Source organism: Flavobacterium collinsii (assembly GCF_902804485.1).
GTDB lineage: Bacteria > Bacteroidota > Bacteroidia > Flavobacteriales > Flavobacteriaceae > Flavobacterium > Flavobacterium collinsii.
The window spans coordinates 60,493-78,515 of record NZ_CADCST010000061.1; the positions used below are offsets into that span (position 1 = coordinate 60,493).

Here is an 18,023-nt window from a genome sequence, read left to right on the forward strand (position 1 = left end):
TAAGTACTATGAAAAATATAATAAAAACAATTTTACTTTCTGTAGCTGTACTCGGGATGAGTTCATGTACAGAAGACAAGATATTGGATTTAAAACCAGTAAATAATATTCTAAGTCCGGATGCTTTTACAACACCAACTTTGATAGAGAGTTATATGAACGGTGTTTATAATGCGGCAGCTATTGGTCAATATAACGCTACTACTGCAAATGGTGGTAGAGGATATGTTTGGGGAGCTGCGTATGTAGAGCAAGGAGAAACAAGAGGTGAAGATGTTGTTAATATGGCAACATTTTATGATTTGACATACAGTACAACCTATGATCCAACTAGTGCTAACAATGTTTATTACTGGGTTGATGGTTACAGATTAATCAACAGATGTAATTTGATGATTGAAGGTACGACAGATGCTGTTGCAAAAGGTATCATCACCAAAGCGGCTGGAGATAATTATATCGGTCAGTGTAAATTTTTAAGAGCAATTACACATTTAGAATTACTAACTTATTTTGCGAAACCTTATTTTGACACTCCTGGTGCAACTCATGCAGGTATTCCTTACAGAGAAGTTGGAGTTAATACACAAGCTGAAATTGACTCAGAAACAGTAAAACCTAGAAATACAGTTGCTGATTGTTATGCAAAAGTTTTGACTGATTTAAATGCTGCAGAAACTTTAATTACTACAGGTAGTTCAAGCGGATTTGCATCAAGAGTTGTTGGTAAAGCTTCTAAATGGGCTGCAATTGCGTTCAAAACCAGACTTTATCTTCAAAAAAGAGATTGGGCAAATGTAATTGTTGAAGGTAGTAAGTTAAATGGGGTTTTTGCATTGACAGCTGATCCTTACGCACCGTTTCAGAATACTGCGGCTGCTAGTACTAGTAACTCGGAGTCTATTTTTTCTATTCAGCATGCTGCTACATCTAATCCTGGTGTAAATGCTGCATTAGCCAGTATGTTAAGAGACAGGGCACTGGTTTGTATTAGTCCTATTTTATGGAGAGATACTAAATGGTGGTTGACAGATGATAAACGAAGAGAAGAAGGGAAGTTTATTTACACTGCGGCAGGAATTAAATATACTAATAAGTACACAGATGTTACAAATCGTACAGATGCTGCACCAGTTATCAGATATGCTGAGGTAGTGTTGAATATGGCTGAAGCTCAGGCACGTTTATCAAATTTACCAGCAGCTCTAACTTTGTTGAACTCTGTAAGAAACAGATCGTTGGCTAATCCTGTAGCAACTCCAGGGAACCCTGTGGGGCAGGCTTATACAGCTGCTTCTTTTCCTACTGTTCCTACTATGGTTGAGGCTATTCTAAAAGAAAGAAGAATTGAATTTTTACAGGAAGGTCGCAGATGGACTGACATTCACAGATTGACGGCAGATCCAATAGCATCTGTTGCAACTAACGGAATTCCTGCTAAGGTAGCTAGTGCTGTCTCACCTCCTGCTGCTGCATTTGTTTTGGGTAATAGTTTTGTTATTACAACCCCAGTTGCTGCTATACCTGCATCTGACTTTAGATTTTTATGGCCAATACCACAAATTGAAATGAATACTAATCCGGGATTAGGTCAAAATCCAGGATGGAATTAAGATAAATATTTTGATTTTTTTTGAAAGCCCTCAATCATTCATTTGATTGGGGGTTTTTGTTTCAACAGTTTGGCTTGAAAAAGAATCCAGATCACAATGATTTGTTTTTTTATACGTTTTTATCTTTTACCTTTGCCTGATAAATTTTGTCGTAATAATTACCTATAAAACCATCAAATGAGAATATTCATTTTTCTATATCTTTTAGTTGTACCAACTTTAGTATTTTCTCAGGAAAAAACTACATCTAAAAATAACTTAGACATGAACACCAAATATTCAAGTATAACTGATACGGTAAAAAAGAAAAAAGCCAAGATTGCTACCATAGATCAATATCAGATTATCACATTGGAGCACGATACCACCTATGTAGATACCTCGCTAACCTTGAAAAGTGCCTACAAACAAAATCATCTTAGAAAAGACGATTTCGGGCTTTTGGCTTTCTCAAACATCGGACAAACTTTTAATACGCTGCAATACAGTTTAACTAATTTTTCTCCTTATCCCGAAATTGGTTTTAGCGGTAAACATTTTAATTACATGGAAGCCGATCAGATTCGTTATTATTCGGCGGCAACTCCTTTTACCGAGTTGTTTTTTAATACCACTATCAATAAAGGTCAGAACGTAGACTCCTTTATTACGTTAAACACCTCAAAAAATCTTAACTTTTCTATTGCTTACAAAGGTTTACGCTCAGAAGGAGATTATATAAACCAATTGGTAAGTGCAGGAAATTTCAGATTCACCACCAGTTATGCCACAACAGATAAAAGGTATGCGATAAATGCGCACTATACGTATCAGGACATTTCAAATGAAGAGAATGGCGGGATTACAACACCTACAGATTTTGAAAGTGATAATAAAGATTATAAAAATCGTCAAAGATTACAGGTTTACCTTACAGATGCCAAGTCGTTTTTGAAAGGAAGACGCCTGTTTTTTGATCATGCGTTCAGAGTAAATCCCAAGAACGGAAGTAACAATTTATATGTAACACATCAGTTTAATTACGAAAATAAACTTTTTGAATATAATCAGGCAACACTAGCTTCAAATATTGGTAATGGGACGGCGTTTCAACGCTTTGGAGATTCGTATGTTACAAGTGGTATCAACGATAAAACGAAATACGAAAGGCTCTACAATAAGGCAGGACTTGCTTACGAAAACTCTCTTTTAGGAAAATTTAATTTTTTTGTAGACGATTACCGATCCAATTATGAATACGGTAGAATTATCATAGGGAAAGACAAAAAAGTTATACCGGATAATTTATTTCTACAAATTAACAATTTCGGAGGTCAGTACGAATACCAAAAAAATAAATGGAACGGTCGTTTTCTGTATTCAAGATCGATTACAAATCAGTCGCTTTCTAACTTAGATGCGAAACTGAGATACGATATGAATGATAAAATTCAGTTTGATTTCAGATATCGTAACATCAATAAATTGCCAAACAACAATTTCAATTTATACCAAAGCAGTTACACAGAGTACAACTGGTCGAATAATTTTAAAAATGAAAAAATTAACTCGCTTAGCGCCAATGTGTCAACACCTTGGTTAAATGCAGAAGTTCAGTATACCGTTTTAAACGATCATCTTTATTTTAGAGATAAATCTTCTGATGCTCAGGCTACTGCACATATTCAAATTATTGAGCCGGCTCAATATGGTAATGCGATTAATTATCTGGAAATTAAAGCAAGCCGTGAATTTAAATTTGGCCGATTTGCCTTAGACAATACACTTTTATACCAAAAGGTTGGTCAGTCAGATTTGATTCTTAATGTACCTGATTTTGTGACTAGAAATACCTTCTATTATTCAGGTTACTTTTTTAAGAAAGCATTGTACATGCAATCTGGAGTTGTATTTAATTACTTTACAAAATATTACGGAAATGACTATAACCCGGTTGTAGGAGAATTTTTTGTTCAGAATGATAAAAAGATTGGCGGTTATCCGTTATTCGATCTTTTTCTAAACGCCAGAATTCGTCAGACCCGCTTTTATTTTAAAGCAGAGCACATAAACGCTTTATTCTCAAAAAGCGATTATTATTCGGCACCTAATAATCCCTATCGTGATTTTGTGATCCGATTTGGTCTGGTTTGGAATTTCTTCCAATAAGATTAGGAGCTTCATATTTTTAAAAACCAAATATTAAAAATCAAATAGAAATGGACTTTTCAAAAAACATTTTAGAAACAATAGGTAATACACCATTGGTAAAACTCAACAAAATTGTTGCTGAAATAGATGCGCTGGTATTGGCAAAAGTCGAAACTTTTAATCCTGGAAATTCTGTTAAAGACAGAATGGCTGTGAAAATGATTGAAGATGCAGAAGCAGATGGCCGATTAAAACCAGGAGGAACCATTATTGAAGGTACTTCAGGAAACACAGGGATGGGATTGGCACTTGTGGCGATCATTAAAGGCTACAAACTGATTTGTGTAATATCTGACAAACAGTCTAAAGAGAAAATGGATATCTTACGTGCAGTAGGAGCTAAAGTGGTAGTATGTCCTACCGATGTGGAGCCTACTGATCCACGTTCTTACTACTCGGTTTCAAAACGTCTGGCTAGTGAAACGCCAAACTCATGGTATGTGAATCAATACGATAACATGTCTAATTCGTTGGCACATTATGAGCAAACCGGACCGGAAATATGGAAACAGACTGATGGAAAGATTACTCATTTCGTAGTTGGAGTAGGAACAGGAGGAACAATCTCAGGAGTTGGAAGATACCTGAAAGAAAAAAATCCGAACATTAAGATTTGGGGAATTGACACTTATGGTTCTGTTTTTAAAAAATATCATGAAACTGGAATTTTTGACGAAAATGAAATCTATTCGTACATCACAGAAGGAATTGGAGAAGACATTTTACCTAAAAATGTTGATTTCTCTTTAATTGACGGATTCACTAAAGTAACAGATAAAGATGCAGCTGTTTATACTAGAAAAATTGCTTTAGAAGAAGCTATTTTTGTTGGAAATTCTGCCGGAGCTTGTATAAAAGGATTGTTACAGCTAAAGGAACATTTCAAGCCGGATGATGTAGTTGTGGTGTTGTTTCACGATTCAGGAAGCCGTTACGTAGGTAAAATGTTTAACGACGATTGGATGCGCGAACGTGGTTTCCTGGAAGAAAATGTAACCAAAGCCGAGGATGTTATTAAAGACCATATCGATAAACAATTAATTGTTGTTCGTACCGAAGAATTGGTTTCTCATGCAATCGAACGTATGCGTAAATATAAAATTTCACAAATCCCGGTGGTTGATATCAACGGATTTGTGGGTTCTGTTGACGAAACAGATTTATTTAGAAGCTATGTTGCTGATAAAAACGTCGCCGAAAAACCGATTAAAGATGTAATGGGGAAACCTTTTCCAATTGTTAAATTAGGTACCCCAATCGAAGAGGTGTCTAAGTTATTCACCAAGGAAAATGATGCTGTTTTAGTAGATCTTGAAAACGGGAATCATCATATTATTACAAAGTATGATATTATAGGATCAATAAAATAAGACAATTTTTAATAAATTTATAAATCCATAAATCTAATTTGAAACGATTAGATTTATGGATTTTTTGAATAAATAGATTTGAATATGAACTTTACCGCCATAGATTTTGAAACCGCAACCAGTTATCATCCGTGTTCCGTTGGGATTGTGACTGTAGAAAATGGAATAATTGTAGACGAATTTGTTACTTTGATAAAACCGCCAAACAATCAATACAATCCCTTTACAATTCAGGTTCATGGGATATATCCACGAGATACTGTTAATGCAAAATCGTTTAAACAAGTCTATCCGGAAATAGAAAAGAGATTAAAAAATAGGGTTATTGTGGCACATAATGAAAGTTTTGATCGCAATGTACTTATGAAATCAATGGCGCTTTACGAACTGAATTACGAAGATTTGAATATTGCTGCTAAATGGGAGTGCACCGTTAAAATTTATAAGGCAAAAGGCTTCAAACCTACTAAACTTAGTGATTGTTGCCGCGAAATGAAAATTCAGCTAAATCATCACGAAGCATTATCAGATGCGCGTGCGTGTGCCAGATTGTATCTGCTAAAATAAAAATTTTATTTTGTAAGATTATTATTAGTTTTTTTTGTTAATTTTAGGGCTTTGCAAATCATTACTATAAGCCTAAATATGAAAGAAGATTTTCTTCACTACCTCTGGAGATTCAAAAAATTTGAAACTCTAAATTTAAGAACTACTCAAAAGGAGCTGCTCACTATTATTAAAACGGGTGATTATACGGAGCTTTCGGGTCCGGATTTTTTTAATGCACAAATTATAATTGGCAATCAAAAATGGGCTGGTAATATCGAAATACATCTAAAATCTTCAGATTGGTATGTACATGGTCACGAAAAGGATACTGCTTATGACAATGTAATTTTACATGTGGTTTGGGAGCACGACACAGAAATTTTTGGAAAAAGCAATATGGAGATTCCGGTTTTAGTTTTAAGAGATTATACGGCTACGGAGACACTTTCAAATTATAACGCACTACTAACACCAAAATCATGGATATTCTGCGAAAAAAATATAGCTGAAATTGACAAGTTTGTTTTTATAAACTGGCAGGAAAGATTGTTTTTTGAACGTTTAGAGCGTAAATCAACATTCATTTATGATTTGCTTAAGGAAAGCCAACAAGACTGGGAGGCGGTTTTATTTTCATTATTAGCGAAGAATTTCGGATTAAACACCAATGGGAATTCTTTTCTACAAATGGCAAAATCTCTTCCTTTTTCAGTGATCAGAAAGGAAAGCTTTGAAGTAGAAAATTTGGAAGGGTTGTTTTTTGGAACAGTTGGATTATTAGATTCTGCAAAAGAAGATGTCTATTTTACCGAGTTAAAAATCAGATACTATTATCTACTAAACAAATATCAGATTAAGAAGAGTTGTGTTGATCCCGTTCAGTTTTTTAAGCATCGTCCCGATAATTTCCCGACCATTCGACTCTCACAGTTAGCTAATTTATACCGGAAGCAAAATCTGTTTTCAAAAATAATTTCTCTAAAATCTGTTGAAGAAGTACGCCAACTGCTCATTGTTTCAGCAAGTCCATACTGGCAAAATCATTATCAGTTTGATAAAGAAAGTACGAGGAAACCAAAGGCTCTGTCTCATGCATTTATAGATCTGCTTATCATAAATACAATCATTCCACTTCAGTTTGCCTATGCAGGTATCAGAGATGAATCTATTTCTGAAGATTTAATTGCTTTTATGAATCAAGTCGCTCCGGAGAGCAATGCTGTTATCGATAAATTTGAGTTTTTCGGAATAAAGGCCAAAAATGCTTTTGAGACCCAGGCACTTTTAGAACTTAAAAAAGAATATTGCAACAAAAAAGGTTGCTTAGGATGTGCATTAGGAATAGCATTGCTTAAGAATAATGAGGTAATGTGATAATTTTGTACTTTTGTAGAAATAGACAAATCTACAATCTAAAATCAATAAAATGTCAGCTATTTTAAAATTAAAGTTCTTTTTTGAAAAATATGGATTTCATGTATCTTCAAGATTGGCAGATAAACTGGGTATGCGTGTTACAAGTGTAAGATTGTTTTTTATTTATATCTCGTTTGTTACGGCCGGTTTAGGTTTTGGAGTTTATTTAACCCTTGCCTTTTGGATTCGGTTAAAAGATTTGATCAGGGCAAAACGAACTTCTGTTTTTGATTTATAAAAAAAGCTCCAAATATTTAAAATTTGGAGCTTTTTTAGTTTTATAGAATGACGTTTATTCGTTTTCTGTATTGTTGTTGAGTCTTGATCTTTTTTTACTGTATCCAAAATAAACCAGTATACCAATAGCTAACCATCCTAGTGAAAGAAATTGAGCATCGTGGCTTAAATTGATCATTAAATAGGTGTTGATTGCAATACCTAAAACGGCGATAACTGGTAGGGCAGGAACCTTGAAAGTTCTCGTTAATCCAGGTTGTTTTACCCTTAAAATCCAAACTGCAATACAAACCATTGTAAAGGCAAATAAAGTTCCAAAACTGGTCATATCGGCTAATTTGTTGATTGGAGTAAAAGCAGCAACTGTAGCGATAATACCACCTAAAATTATTAAGTTAGTTTTTGGAGTTCCTGAAAGTGGATTTACTTTAGAGAATACAGAAGGAATTAATCCATCTTTAGACATACCAAGGAAAATTCTTGATTGTCCCATAATCATAACCATTAATACTGAAACAAGACCTACTGTTGCGGCAATAGTAATTATAAGACCAGCCCATCCTTGTCCGGCAATATCAAATGCATATGCAACAGGAGCTTTAATAGCATCAGGATATTTTCCTAGTGGGTTAAAATCTTTATAATTCATCATACCCGTTAGTACTAAAGAAACAAGTATATATAAAGTAGTACAGATTAATAACGAAGCAATAATAGCAAACGGAACATCCTTTTTAGGGTTAACCGCTTCTCCTGCCTGAGTAGAAACAGCATCGAAACCAACGTAAGCAAAGAAAATTGCAGCGGCTCCGGATACAATTCCTCCAATTCCGTAAGCGTTGTGAGTAGTTTCTTTTTCAATAATTTGAGTAGCTGCTGGAATAAATGGAGTCCAGTTAGCCGTATTAATAAAGAAAAGACCAGCAATAATTACAAATATTACAGCAGAAACTTTTAGGATAACAATAAAATTGTTTGCTTTTGCGGCACTTTTTGTTCCTTTAATAAGTATGGAAATAACCAAAATGACAATTAAAAAAGCCGGTAAGTTCATAGAAAAACCTTCTCCGGTGTAACTGGCAGGATCTGTTGTCAGCCATTCAGGTAAATGGATATGAAACATTTTGAGTAGTTTATTGAAATATCCGGACCAGGAGACGGCGACCGTCATGGATCCCATTGCATATTCGAGAATAAGTCCCCAACCGATAATCCAGGCAAAAATTTCTCCAATTGTTCCATATGCATAAGCATAAGCAGAACCTTCAACAGGTAAAATAGAGGCAAACTCAGAATAACAAAGAGCTGCAAAAACACAGGCAATCCCTGCAATGATGAAAGAAACAGCTAACGCTGGACCTGCATGGTAATATGCTCCGGTACCTGTAAGTACAAAAATTCCTCCACCAATAATGGCACCAACACCAATAGCTGTAAGGCTCCATTTTCCTAAAACTCTTTTTAAATCACTTTTTTTCATATCGGCCTCAAAGGCAGATATAGGTTTAACTCTCCAAATTGACATATATTATATTGGTTTATTTGTTACTAAGCTCCAAATGTATCGTTTTTTGTAAAAAATAAAAACAATTATCTCGTTTTTAGTTGTAAAATATTAAATATTTTGACAAAACATCCGTTGATTGATCTTTAAATACTGAGATTCATTAAATTAATTGGGGATAAATAAGGAAATGTGTAATTTTTTAAAACGCAATATTTTTACTAATTTTCTTAATAAATTGTAGGTTTTTCTTTATTTTAGTGCTTTACTTAATGAAGAGAAATTTTGAATAAAATGAATTTAAAAGATTTTGCAACCTATTTTAGGTTTACAAATGAACAGCGCAAAGGAATTTTTGTGCTTTTTGCAATAATAATTGTGTTGCAGACCGTTTATTTTTTTGTTGATTTTAGTATGTCTGATAAAACCTTTGCCGAAGAAGGACAGTGGATGTCTTTGCAATCCGGAATCGATTCTTTAAAACTTTCAAAGTCTGGTGAAAAAAGAAAAATATATGCTTTTAATCCAAATTTTATTACCGACTATAAGGGATATAAATTAGGGATGTCTGTTCAGGAGATTGATCGTCTGTTGGCTTTTAGAAAAGAGAACAAATATGTGAATTCTGCGATAGAGTTTCAGGAGGTCACAAAAATTTCAGATTCCTTGCTGCATGTGATTTCTCCTTTTTTTAAATTTCCGGATTGGGTTGGAAATAAATCAAACCATAAAATGGAAAGAAAAGAGTTTGTACGGGAACCTGTTTCTAAAAAAGAAAAAATAATAGTTGAGGATATCAATACAGCGACTCAGGAAGATTTGGTTAAGATATATGGTATTGGTGAAGCTTTATCTTTACGGATATTAAAACAAAGAGAGATTTTGGGATGTTTTGTTTCGATGGAACAAATGAATGAGGTTTGGGGATTATCGCCTGAGGTAGTTAATGAACTTGGTATTCATTTTAAAGCAGTAATCCCGTCTTCTTTAAAAAAAGTACCTATAAATGATGCGTCCTTAAAAGAATTGGCAAAGTTTCCTTATTTCCGATATGCGTTAGCTAAAGAGATTGTGACGTATCGAAGTATGAGTGGAAATATTAATAATATTGAGGATTTGTCAAAAATTAAAGATTTTCCTATTGAAAAAGCAAAAATAATTAGTTTATATTTGGAGTTCTAAAAAAAAACAGAATTACAATGAATTTTGAATATAACGAAACGCAGTTGATGATTGCGCAGTCAATAAAAGATTTTGCCGAGAAAAATATCAGACCCAATATTATGGAATGGGATGAATCTCAGATTTTTCCGGTTTCCCTGTTTAAACAACTGGGAGAAATGGGGTATATGGGAGTTTTAGTTCCTGAAGAATACGGAGGTTCCGGATTAGGATACCATGAGTATATTACCGTTGTTGAGGAAATTTCAAAAGTTGATCCTTCAATTGGTTTGTCTGTTGCGGCCCATAATTCTTTATGCACCAATCATATTTTGACTTTTGGAAATGAAGAACAAAAGAAAAAATGGTTGCCGAAACTAGCTACGGCTGAATTTATTGGAGCCTGGGGATTGACAGAGCATAATACCGGATCGGATGCAGGAGGAATGAATACAACAGCCGTTAGAGACGGTGATGAGTGGGTTGTAAATGGAGCTAAGAACTTCATTACGCACGCTATTTCAGGTGATATTGCCGTAGTAATTGTTCGTACCGGTGAAAAAGGTGATTCAAAAGGAATGACAGCTTTTGTTTTTGAGAAAGGAATGAAAGGATTTAGCTCCGGAAAAAAAGAAAATAAACTTGGAATGCGTGCCAGTGAAACGGCTGAATTAGTTTTTGATAGTTGTCGTGTTCCGGATGCGAATAGACTAGGAGAAGTAGGGCAGGGATTTGTTCAGGCCATGAAAATATTAGATGGAGGACGAATTTCAATTGGAGCCTTATCTTTAGGAATTGCAAAAGGAGCTTATGAAGCGGCTTTGAAATATTCAAAAGAAAGATACCAGTTTGGTCAGCCTATTAGTAATTTTCAGGGAATATCCTTTAAGCTGGCAGATATGGCTACTGAAATTGAAGCGTCGGAATTACTGTTGCATAAAGCTGCTTTCTTAAAACAACAACATAAACCGGTTACAACACTTGGAGCTATGGCTAAGATGTATGCTTCAGAAGCTTGTGTGAAGATCGCCAATGAGGCTGTTCAGATTCATGGAGGTTATGGGTATACAAAAGATTTTCCGGTAGAGAAGTTTTATAGAGACTCTAAATTGTGTACTATTGGGGAAGGAACGACTGAAATTCAAAAAGTGGTTATTTCAAGAAGTTTGTTGAAAGAGTAAAGAATATAGAGTAAAGAATATAGAGTAAAGAATATAGAGTAAAGAATATAGAGTAAAGAATATAGAGTAAAGAATATAGAGTAAAGAATATAGAGCAAAGAATACAGGGTGCATAGTATTGAAGTCTTTATTCTTTGCTCTATATTCTATTTTCTAAAAAAAAAATCACGTGATGAAGAATGCAGGATACGTAGTATTGGAGTCTATATTCTTTGCTCTATATTCTATTTTCTAAAAAAAAATAACAATTTATAACTCATAACTCATAATTAATACATATTTTTGCAGCCTTAACGAGAGGAGGTGTCAATATTATGTTAATTATACCAATTAAAGACGGAGAAAATATCGATAGAGCATTAAAGCGCTATAAAAGAAAATTTGATAAAACAGGAACTGTTCGTCAATTAAGAGCACGTACTGCTTTTATTAAGCCTTCTGTAATCAAAAGAGCTCAAATTCAAAAAGCGGCTTACATTCAAAACTTGAGAGATAGTTTGGAGAGTTAGTAGTAGCTTTGCAAAAATAATTACCGTTAGTCATCAGAAAATTATAACTTTGATGCTAACGGTTTTTTTTTGTGTTTAATTTTTACCTTTTTGTGTCTGGTTTTGCAGTTGTGATGGTGTTGTAATCTTGTGTTTTTATGAAATCAAATAAGGAAGCGTTTCGTGAGTATTTAGAGCTGGAGAAAAAGTATTCGGCACATACTGTTGTGGCTTATTTGAATGACATATCGTCTTTCGAGGAGTTTAATAGAGTTTCTTTTGAGCAGGATGTGATTGAGCAGGTGGGTTATGGTCAGATTAGAAGTTGGATTGTTTTTTTAGTGGATGAAGGGGTTTCTAATGTTTCAGTTAATAGGAAAATGGCGTCTTTAAAGTCGTTTTATAGGTTTCTTTTGAAAACGAAGCAAATTGAAGTGAGTCCGATGTTGAAGCATAAAGCGCTGAAAACGCCTAAGATTATTCAGATTCCTTTTTCTGAAAAAGAATTAACGGATTTGCTGCAGGAGGTCGGTGATCCTTCTGGATTTGAAGAAATTCGGGATAGGCTTATTGTGGATCTTTTTTATGCTACAGGAATGCGAAGAGCGGAATTGATTCATTTGATGAAGTGTAATGTTGATTTGTCCTCGGGAGTACTGAAGGTTTTGGGGAAGCGAAATAAGGAGCGTATTATTCCGATATTGCCAATAATTGGAAGGCAGTTGAATTTGTATTTGCAGGAAAGGGCTTTGGTTGAAAAGATAGTAGATGACGATTATTTTTTTATTTCGGGCAAAGGGTTAAAATTGAGTGAATCTTTTGTGTATCGATTAATAAATTCTTACTTTAGTAAAGTCTCTGAAAAGGTAAAAAAGAGTCCGCATGTGCTTCGGCATACTTTTGCAACTCACTTATTAAATAACGGAGCAGATTTAAATTCAGTTAAGGAATTATTGGGGCATTCGAGTTTGGCATCTACACAGGTCTATACTCATAATAGTTTGGCAGAGCTTAAAAAAGTATATACAAATGCGCATCCTAGAAATAAACAGTAATTCTGAAATGTTTAACCCTAAAATTTGTATTATGAAGGTAGATGTTCATGCAGTTAACTTTACTGTTGACAGAAAATTGGTAGATTTTATTCAGGAGAGAATGGATAAATTGGAAAAATATTATGATCGTGTTGTTTCGGCGGATGTTTTCTTGAAAGTGGAGAGAACAAGTGATAAGGAGAATAAAGCAGTAGAGGTTAAGATTAATGTACCGGGAGATGATTTTTTGGTTAAAAAGCAATGTAAGACATTTGAAGAGGCGGTTGAGCTTTCGGCAGAATCGTTAGAAAGATTGCTTGTAAAAAGGAAAGAAAAAATAAGAGCACATATATAATTGAAATTTTTTTCAAAAAATGTTTTGATTAAAAGATAAAATGGCTACATTTGCAGTCCGTTAGAAATAGCGGACTTTTTTAATGCAATTGCCGATGTAGCTCAGTTGGCTAGAGCAGCTGATTTGTAATCAGCAGGTCGTGGGTTCGAGTCCCTCTATCGGCTCAGGAAAGTTTCAAATGCGATTTGAAACAGGTTCTTTAAAATATTGAAAAAAATAACTATGATAAAGACGGAAGTATAAGGTTAATCTTATAGTTTCGATTCTGAAATCATAAATTATTTAGGGGAGATACTCAAGCGGCCAACGAGGGCAGACTGTAAATCTGCTGTGTGAACTTCGCAGGTTCGAATCCTGCTCTCCCCACAAATAAAGAAGTAGTTAAGATTTTGAGCTGTAGTTTTCAGATGTTTAGTCTGGAATCTAAAATCAAAAGTCGGAACTCTCTGCCGACTTAGCTCAGGGGTAGAGTGCTTCCTTGGTAAGGAAGAGGTCACGGGTTCAATTCCCGTAGTTGGCTCAAGTAAGTAGGAAATTGAAAATTAATATATAACTAAGATTAAAAATTAAGTAAAATGGCAAAGGAGAATTTTAATCGTTCCAAACCGCACTTAAACATAGGTACAATTGGACACGTGGATCACGGAAAAACTACATTAACTGCAGCAATTACAAAAGTATTGTCTGACGCTGGTTACTGTCAAGCAAAATCGTTTGATCAAATCGATAACGCTCCAGAGGAGAAAGAAAGAGGTATTACTATTAATACATCACACGTAGAGTATGAAACAGCTAACCGTCACTACGCTCACGTTGACTGTCCAGGTCACGCGGATTACGTAAAGAACATGGTTACTGGAGCTGCTCAAATGGACGGAGCTATCTTAGTAGTTGCTGCTACAGATGGTCCAATGCCACAAACTCGTGAGCACATCCTTTTAGGTCGTCAGGTTGGTATTCCAAGAATCGTTGTTTTCATGAACAAAGTGGATATGGTTGATGATGCTGAGTTGTTAGAGCTTGTTGAAATGGAAATTAGAGATTTATTATCTTTCTACGAATATGATGGAGATAATGGTCCTGTAGTTCAAGGTTCTGCTTTAGGAGGATTGAATAATGATCCTGCTTGGGTACCAAAAATCATTGAATTAATGGAAGCTGTTGATGCTTGGATCGAAGAGCCAGTGCGTGACGTAGCAAAACCATTCTTGATGCCGGTTGAAGATGTATTTACAATTACTGGTCGTGGAACTGTTGCTACAGGTCGTATCGAAACAGGTATTGCTAATACAGGAGATCCAGTTGAAATCATTGGTATGGGAGCTGATAAATTAACTTCTACTATTACAGGAGTTGAGATGTTCCGTAAAATCCTTGATAGAGGAGAAGCTGGAGATAACGTAGGTTTATTGTTAAGAGGTATTGATAAAGAATCTATCAAAAGAGGAATGGTTATCATTAAGCCAGGATCAGTAAAACCACACGCTACTTTCAAAGCTGAGGTTTATATCTTGAAAAAAGAAGAAGGTGGACGTCACACTCCATTCCACAATAACTACCGTCCACAGTTCTACGTACGTACAACTGACGTAACAGGAGTTATTACTTTACCAGAAGGAGTAGAGATGGTAATGCCAGGAGATAACTTGACTATCAATGTTTCTTTATTAAGCCCAATCGCAATGAGCGTAGGTTTACGTTTTGCTATCCGTGAAGGTGGTAGAACTGTAGGAGCAGGTCAGGTGACTGAAATCGTAGGATAATCCTATAAAAATTATAAAAAGCCAGTTGATTTTCTTAACTGAAGTCACTGGCTTTTAATTACGGGCGTAGTTCAAGGGTAGAATAGCGGTCTCCAAAACCGTTGATGGGGGTTCGAATCCCTCCGCCCGTGCAATAAAAAATATATCAAATGACAAAAGTTACTAATTATTTATCAGAGGCTTTCGAAGAGTTAAAGTCAAATGTTACTTGGCCTGCTTGGGCTGAGGTTCAAAAATTGACAATTGTTGTGGCTGTATTTTCGATCTTGTTCGCTTTGGCAACATGGGGAGTAGACGAATTTTTTGCAAAAGCTTTGGCTGGATTTTTTAACTGGTTAAAAGGATAATTTTTTTGTGATGGCAGATAATAATGTGAAAAAATGGTATGTAGTTAGAGCTGTAAGCGGACAGGAGAACAAAGTCAAAGCTTACATCGAAACTGAGATTGCCAGATTAGGTATGGGCGATTATGTTTCCCAAGTTTTAGTACCTACAGAAAAAGTAGTTACTGTAAAAGAAGGAAAGAAAATGTCTAAGGATAAAGTTTATTTCCCTGGATATGTTATGATCGAAGCCAATTTGGTTGGTGAGATACCTCATATTATTAAATCTATTACTAGTGTAATTGGATTTTTAGGTGAGATCAAAGGAGGAGAACCTGTTCCTTTGAGACTTTCTGAAGTAAATAGAATGTTGGGTAAAGTAGATGAGTTGGCTGTGAATACAGATACTCGTTCTATTCCTTTCAGCCTTGGTGAAACTGTAAAAGTGATCGATGGTCCTTTTAATGGGTTTAACGGTTCGGTTGAAAAAATCAATGAAGAAAAGCGTAAACTTGAAGTAATGGTTAAGATTTTCGGAAGAAAAACTCCATTAGAATTAAGCTTTATGCAAGTTGAAAAAGTATAATTTTTTGTTACATATATAATATCCATTGCAATCGCTTCCAATTGATTGTGATGTTAAATTTTTTAAAAATGGCTAAAGAAATTAGTAAGGTAGTTAAACTACAAGTTAAGGGAGGTGCTGCGAACCCGTCGCCACCGGTTGGACCTGCTTTAGGAGCTGCTGGGGTAAACATCATGGAGTTCTGTAAGCAATTTAATGCTAGAACTCAGGATAAACCTGGCAAAATATGCCCAGTGCAAATCACTGTGTATAAAGACAAATCATTTGATTTTGTCGTTAAGACTCCTCCAGCAGCAGTTCAGTTAATGGAAGCTGCAAAGCTAAAATCTGGTTCTGGTGAGCCTAATCGTAAAAAAGTAGCTAGTGTTACTTGGGAACAAATTAGAGCAATTGCTGAAGACAAAATGCCTGACTTAAACGCTTTTACAGTAGAAAAAGCGATGAGTATGGTTGCTGGAACAGCTAGATCTATGGGTATAACTGTATCAGGAGATGCTCCTTTTTAATTAAGAGAAAGACATGGCAAAATTAACAAAAAAGCAAAAAGAGGCTGCTTCAAAAATTGAAAAGAACAAACTATATTCTCTTAAAGATGCTGCGGCATTATTAAAAGTAGTTGCTTCTGCAAAATTTGATGAGTCTGTTGACATCGCAGTTCGTCTGGGTGTAGATCCAAGAAAAGCGAATCAAATGGTTAGAGGTGTAGTTACATTACCTCACGGAACAGGTAAAGATGTTAAAGTATTAGCATTAGTTACTCCAGATAAAGAGGCGGAAGCTAAAGAAGCTGGTGCAGACTATGTTGGTCTTGATGACTATTTACAAAAAATTAAAGATGGTTGGACAGATGTTGATGTAATCATCACTATGCCGGCTGTTATGGGTAAATTAGGTCCATTAGGTCGTATTTTAGGACCTAGAGGTTTAATGCCAAACCCTAAAACAGGTACTGTAACTATGGATGTTGCAAAAGCTGTTGCAGAGGTTAAAGCTGGTAAAATTGACTTTAAAGTTGATAAAACTGGTATCGTTCACGCAGGAATTGGTAAAGTTTCTTTTGGAGCTGAGCAAATTGTTGACAACGCACACGAAATTATTCAAACATTAATAAAACTTAAGCCAACTGCTGCTAAAGGTACCTATATTAAAGGTATTCACCTTACAAGCACTATGAGTCCTGCTATTGCATTAGACCCAAAAGCAGTATAATTGGTAGTTAAAAATTTTTAGTATGACTAGAGAAGAAAAATCAATCGCGATTGAAAATTTAACTGCGCAGTTAGCTGGTACAAATATCATTTATGTATCTGATATTTCTGGTTTAAACGCAGAAACAACTTCAAACTTAAGAAGAGCTTGTTTTAAAGCAGGTATCAAATTAGAAGTTGTAAAGAACACTTTGCTTGCAAAAGCAATGGAAGCTTCTGCTAATGATTATGGTGATTTACCTACAGTTTTAACAGGTAATAGTGCTATCTTCATTTCTGATGTAGCTAATGCACCTGGAAAAATTATCAAAGATTTCCGTAAGAAATCTGATAAACCAGTTTTAAAAGGAGCATACATCAATTCTGAAGTATACATTGGAGATAACCAATTAGAGGCATTAGCTACTATTAAGTCTAAAGAAGAACTTCTTGGAGAACTTATTGGATTATTACAATCACCAGCTCAAAGAATTATTTCTGCTTTACAAAACAAATTCGCAGGTAGCGAAGAAGAAGTTGAAGCATAATAATTATTGTAAGGAACTTGTTTTCCTTGCAGCTTAAATAGCGCACAATAAACAAAATATAATTTTACAAATCATTTTAAACGATAGAAAAAATGGCAGATTTGAAACAATTCGCAGAACAATTAGTTAACTTAACAGTTAAAGAAGTTAACGAATTAGCAACAATATTAAAAGACGAGTATGGTATCGAGCCTGCTGCTGCAGCTGTAGTAGTTGCTGCTGGTGGTGGAGAAGGTGCTGCTGAAGAGGCACAAACTGAATTTACAGTTGTATTAAAAGAAGCTGGAGCTTCTAAATTAGCAGTTGTGAAATTAGTGAAAGAACTTACAGGTTTAGGTCTTAAAGAAGCTAAAGATGTAGTTGACGGTGCTCCAAGTAACGTTAAAGAAGGTGTTTCTAAAGAAGAGGCTGAAGGTCTTAAAAAATCATTAGAAGAAGCTGGAGCTGTTGTTGAGTTAAAATAACAAAACACAGTTTAGAACTAGGTTTAGACCTTGGGTGGAATCATCCAAGGGTCT

19 protein-coding genes and 4 tRNA genes are annotated in these 18,023 nt (G+C 35.0%); 22 read left to right on the forward strand and 1 reads right to left on the reverse strand.

All coding sequences use genetic code 11. The annotated features are described in order from the left end of the window. The first annotated feature begins 8 nt into the window (after positions 1–8). From FLA105534_RS03655 to FLA105534_RS03680, 6 genes are all read left to right on the forward strand, one after another. Positions 9–1,613: a RagB/SusD family nutrient uptake outer membrane protein gene (locus tag FLA105534_RS03655; RefSeq protein ID WP_173964693.1), complete on the forward strand. Its 1,605-nt coding sequence runs from the start codon at positions 9–11 to the stop codon at positions 1,611–1,613. A gap of 177 nt (positions 1,614–1,790) precedes the next feature. After that, positions 1,791–3,761 (forward strand): putative porin, encoded by a 1,971-nt coding sequence (locus FLA105534_RS03660; protein ID WP_173964694.1) that lies wholly within the window; start codon positions 1,791–1,793, stop codon positions 3,759–3,761. A 50-nt stretch (positions 3,762–3,811) separates the two neighbouring features. Further along, positions 3,812–5,173 (forward strand): pyridoxal-phosphate dependent enzyme, encoded by a 1,362-nt coding sequence (locus FLA105534_RS03665; protein ID WP_173964695.1) that lies wholly within the window; start codon positions 3,812–3,814, stop codon positions 5,171–5,173. A gap of 84 nt (positions 5,174–5,257) precedes the next feature. Then, complete coding sequence (locus FLA105534_RS03670) at positions 5,258–5,740, forward strand: 3'-5' exonuclease (RefSeq protein WP_173964696.1); 483 nt, start codon at positions 5,258–5,260, stop codon at positions 5,738–5,740. A gap of 78 nt (positions 5,741–5,818) precedes the next feature. After that, the gene (locus FLA105534_RS03675; protein WP_173964697.1) at positions 5,819–7,096 is read left to right on the forward strand and encodes a DUF2851 family protein; all 1,278 of its coding nucleotides are present in this window, start codon (positions 5,819–5,821) and stop codon (positions 7,094–7,096) included. 52 nt (positions 7,097–7,148) lie between these two features. Beyond that, positions 7,149–7,376 carry a PspC family transcriptional regulator gene (locus FLA105534_RS03680; protein WP_007810860.1) on the forward strand — a complete coding sequence of 76 codons (228 nt, stop codon included), beginning with the start codon at positions 7,149–7,151 and terminating at the stop codon, positions 7,374–7,376. Positions 7,377–7,430: 54 nt separating this feature from the next. On the opposite strand, the gene FLA105534_RS03685 is transcribed toward FLA105534_RS03680, so the two are convergent. Further along, on the reverse strand, positions 7,431–8,900 hold the full coding sequence (locus FLA105534_RS03685; RefSeq protein WP_173964698.1) for an APC family permease: 1,470 nt from the start codon (positions 8,898–8,900) through the stop codon (positions 7,431–7,433). Between the two features lie 273 nt (positions 8,901–9,173). Here FLA105534_RS03685 and FLA105534_RS03690 point away from each other — a divergent pair, with 273 nt between their 5' ends. The 16 genes from FLA105534_RS03690 (at position 9,174) to rplL (ending at position 17,969) form a co-directional block, all read left to right on the forward strand. Beyond that, the gene (locus tag FLA105534_RS03690; RefSeq protein WP_173964699.1) at positions 9,174–10,061 is read left to right on the forward strand and encodes a ComEA family DNA-binding protein; all 888 of its coding nucleotides are present in this window, start codon (positions 9,174–9,176) and stop codon (positions 10,059–10,061) included. Positions 10,062–10,078: 17 nt separating this feature from the next. After that, entirely contained in the window at positions 10,079–11,221 is a 1,143-nt protein-coding gene (locus FLA105534_RS03695) for an acyl-CoA dehydrogenase family protein (RefSeq protein WP_173964700.1), read from the forward strand. A gap of 314 nt (positions 11,222–11,535) precedes the next feature. Then, a complete protein-coding gene (gene rpsU, locus FLA105534_RS03700; RefSeq protein WP_035684969.1) occupies positions 11,536–11,730 on the forward strand; it encodes a 30S ribosomal protein S21 in 195 nt (64 codons plus the stop codon). 137 nt (positions 11,731–11,867) lie between these two features. Then, entirely contained in the window at positions 11,868–12,764 is an 897-nt protein-coding gene (locus FLA105534_RS03705) for a tyrosine-type recombinase/integrase (protein WP_173964701.1), read from the forward strand. 31 nt (positions 12,765–12,795) lie between these two features. Beyond that, positions 12,796–13,098: a ribosome hibernation-promoting factor, HPF/YfiA family gene (hpf, locus tag FLA105534_RS03710; RefSeq protein WP_173964702.1), complete on the forward strand. Its 303-nt coding sequence runs from the start codon at positions 12,796–12,798 to the stop codon at positions 13,096–13,098. Positions 13,099–13,188: 90 nt separating this feature from the next. Next, positions 13,189–13,262, forward strand: a tRNA-Thr gene (locus FLA105534_RS03715). A 121-nt stretch (positions 13,263–13,383) separates the two neighbouring features. After that, positions 13,384–13,464 (forward strand) — tRNA-Tyr (locus FLA105534_RS03720). An 82-nt stretch (positions 13,465–13,546) separates the two neighbouring features. Further along, positions 13,547–13,618: transfer RNA gene (locus tag FLA105534_RS03725), tRNA-Thr, on the forward strand. Between the two features lie 55 nt (positions 13,619–13,673). Continuing rightward, a complete protein-coding gene (gene tuf / locus FLA105534_RS03730; RefSeq protein WP_007807448.1) occupies positions 13,674–14,861 on the forward strand; it encodes an elongation factor Tu in 1,188 nt (395 codons plus the stop codon). Positions 14,862–14,921: 60 nt separating this feature from the next. Further along, positions 14,922–14,992: transfer RNA gene (locus FLA105534_RS03735), tRNA-Trp, on the forward strand. A gap of 18 nt (positions 14,993–15,010) precedes the next feature. Continuing rightward, positions 15,011–15,208 carry a preprotein translocase subunit SecE gene (gene secE, locus FLA105534_RS03740; RefSeq protein ID WP_008466927.1) on the forward strand — a complete coding sequence of 66 codons (198 nt, stop codon included), beginning with the start codon at positions 15,011–15,013 and terminating at the stop codon, positions 15,206–15,208. 10 nt (positions 15,209–15,218) lie between these two features. Then, the gene (nusG, locus tag FLA105534_RS03745; RefSeq protein ID WP_173964703.1) at positions 15,219–15,770 is read left to right on the forward strand and encodes a transcription termination/antitermination protein NusG; all 552 of its coding nucleotides are present in this window, start codon (positions 15,219–15,221) and stop codon (positions 15,768–15,770) included. Positions 15,771–15,838: 68 nt separating this feature from the next. Then, on the forward strand, positions 15,839–16,276 hold the full coding sequence (gene rplK, locus FLA105534_RS03750; protein WP_026713295.1) for a 50S ribosomal protein L11: 438 nt from the start codon (positions 15,839–15,841) through the stop codon (positions 16,274–16,276). A gap of 13 nt (positions 16,277–16,289) precedes the next feature. Beyond that, positions 16,290–16,979 (forward strand): 50S ribosomal protein L1, encoded by a 690-nt coding sequence (gene rplA, locus FLA105534_RS03755; protein WP_017496725.1) that lies wholly within the window; start codon positions 16,290–16,292, stop codon positions 16,977–16,979. 22 nt (positions 16,980–17,001) lie between these two features. Then, entirely contained in the window at positions 17,002–17,505 is a 504-nt protein-coding gene (gene rplJ, locus FLA105534_RS03760; RefSeq protein ID WP_173964704.1) for a 50S ribosomal protein L10, read from the forward strand. A 92-nt stretch (positions 17,506–17,597) separates the two neighbouring features. Next, the gene (gene rplL / locus FLA105534_RS03765; RefSeq protein ID WP_007807437.1) at positions 17,598–17,969 is read left to right on the forward strand and encodes a 50S ribosomal protein L7/L12; all 372 of its coding nucleotides are present in this window, start codon (positions 17,598–17,600) and stop codon (positions 17,967–17,969) included. Positions 17,970–18,023 lie beyond the last annotated feature (54 nt).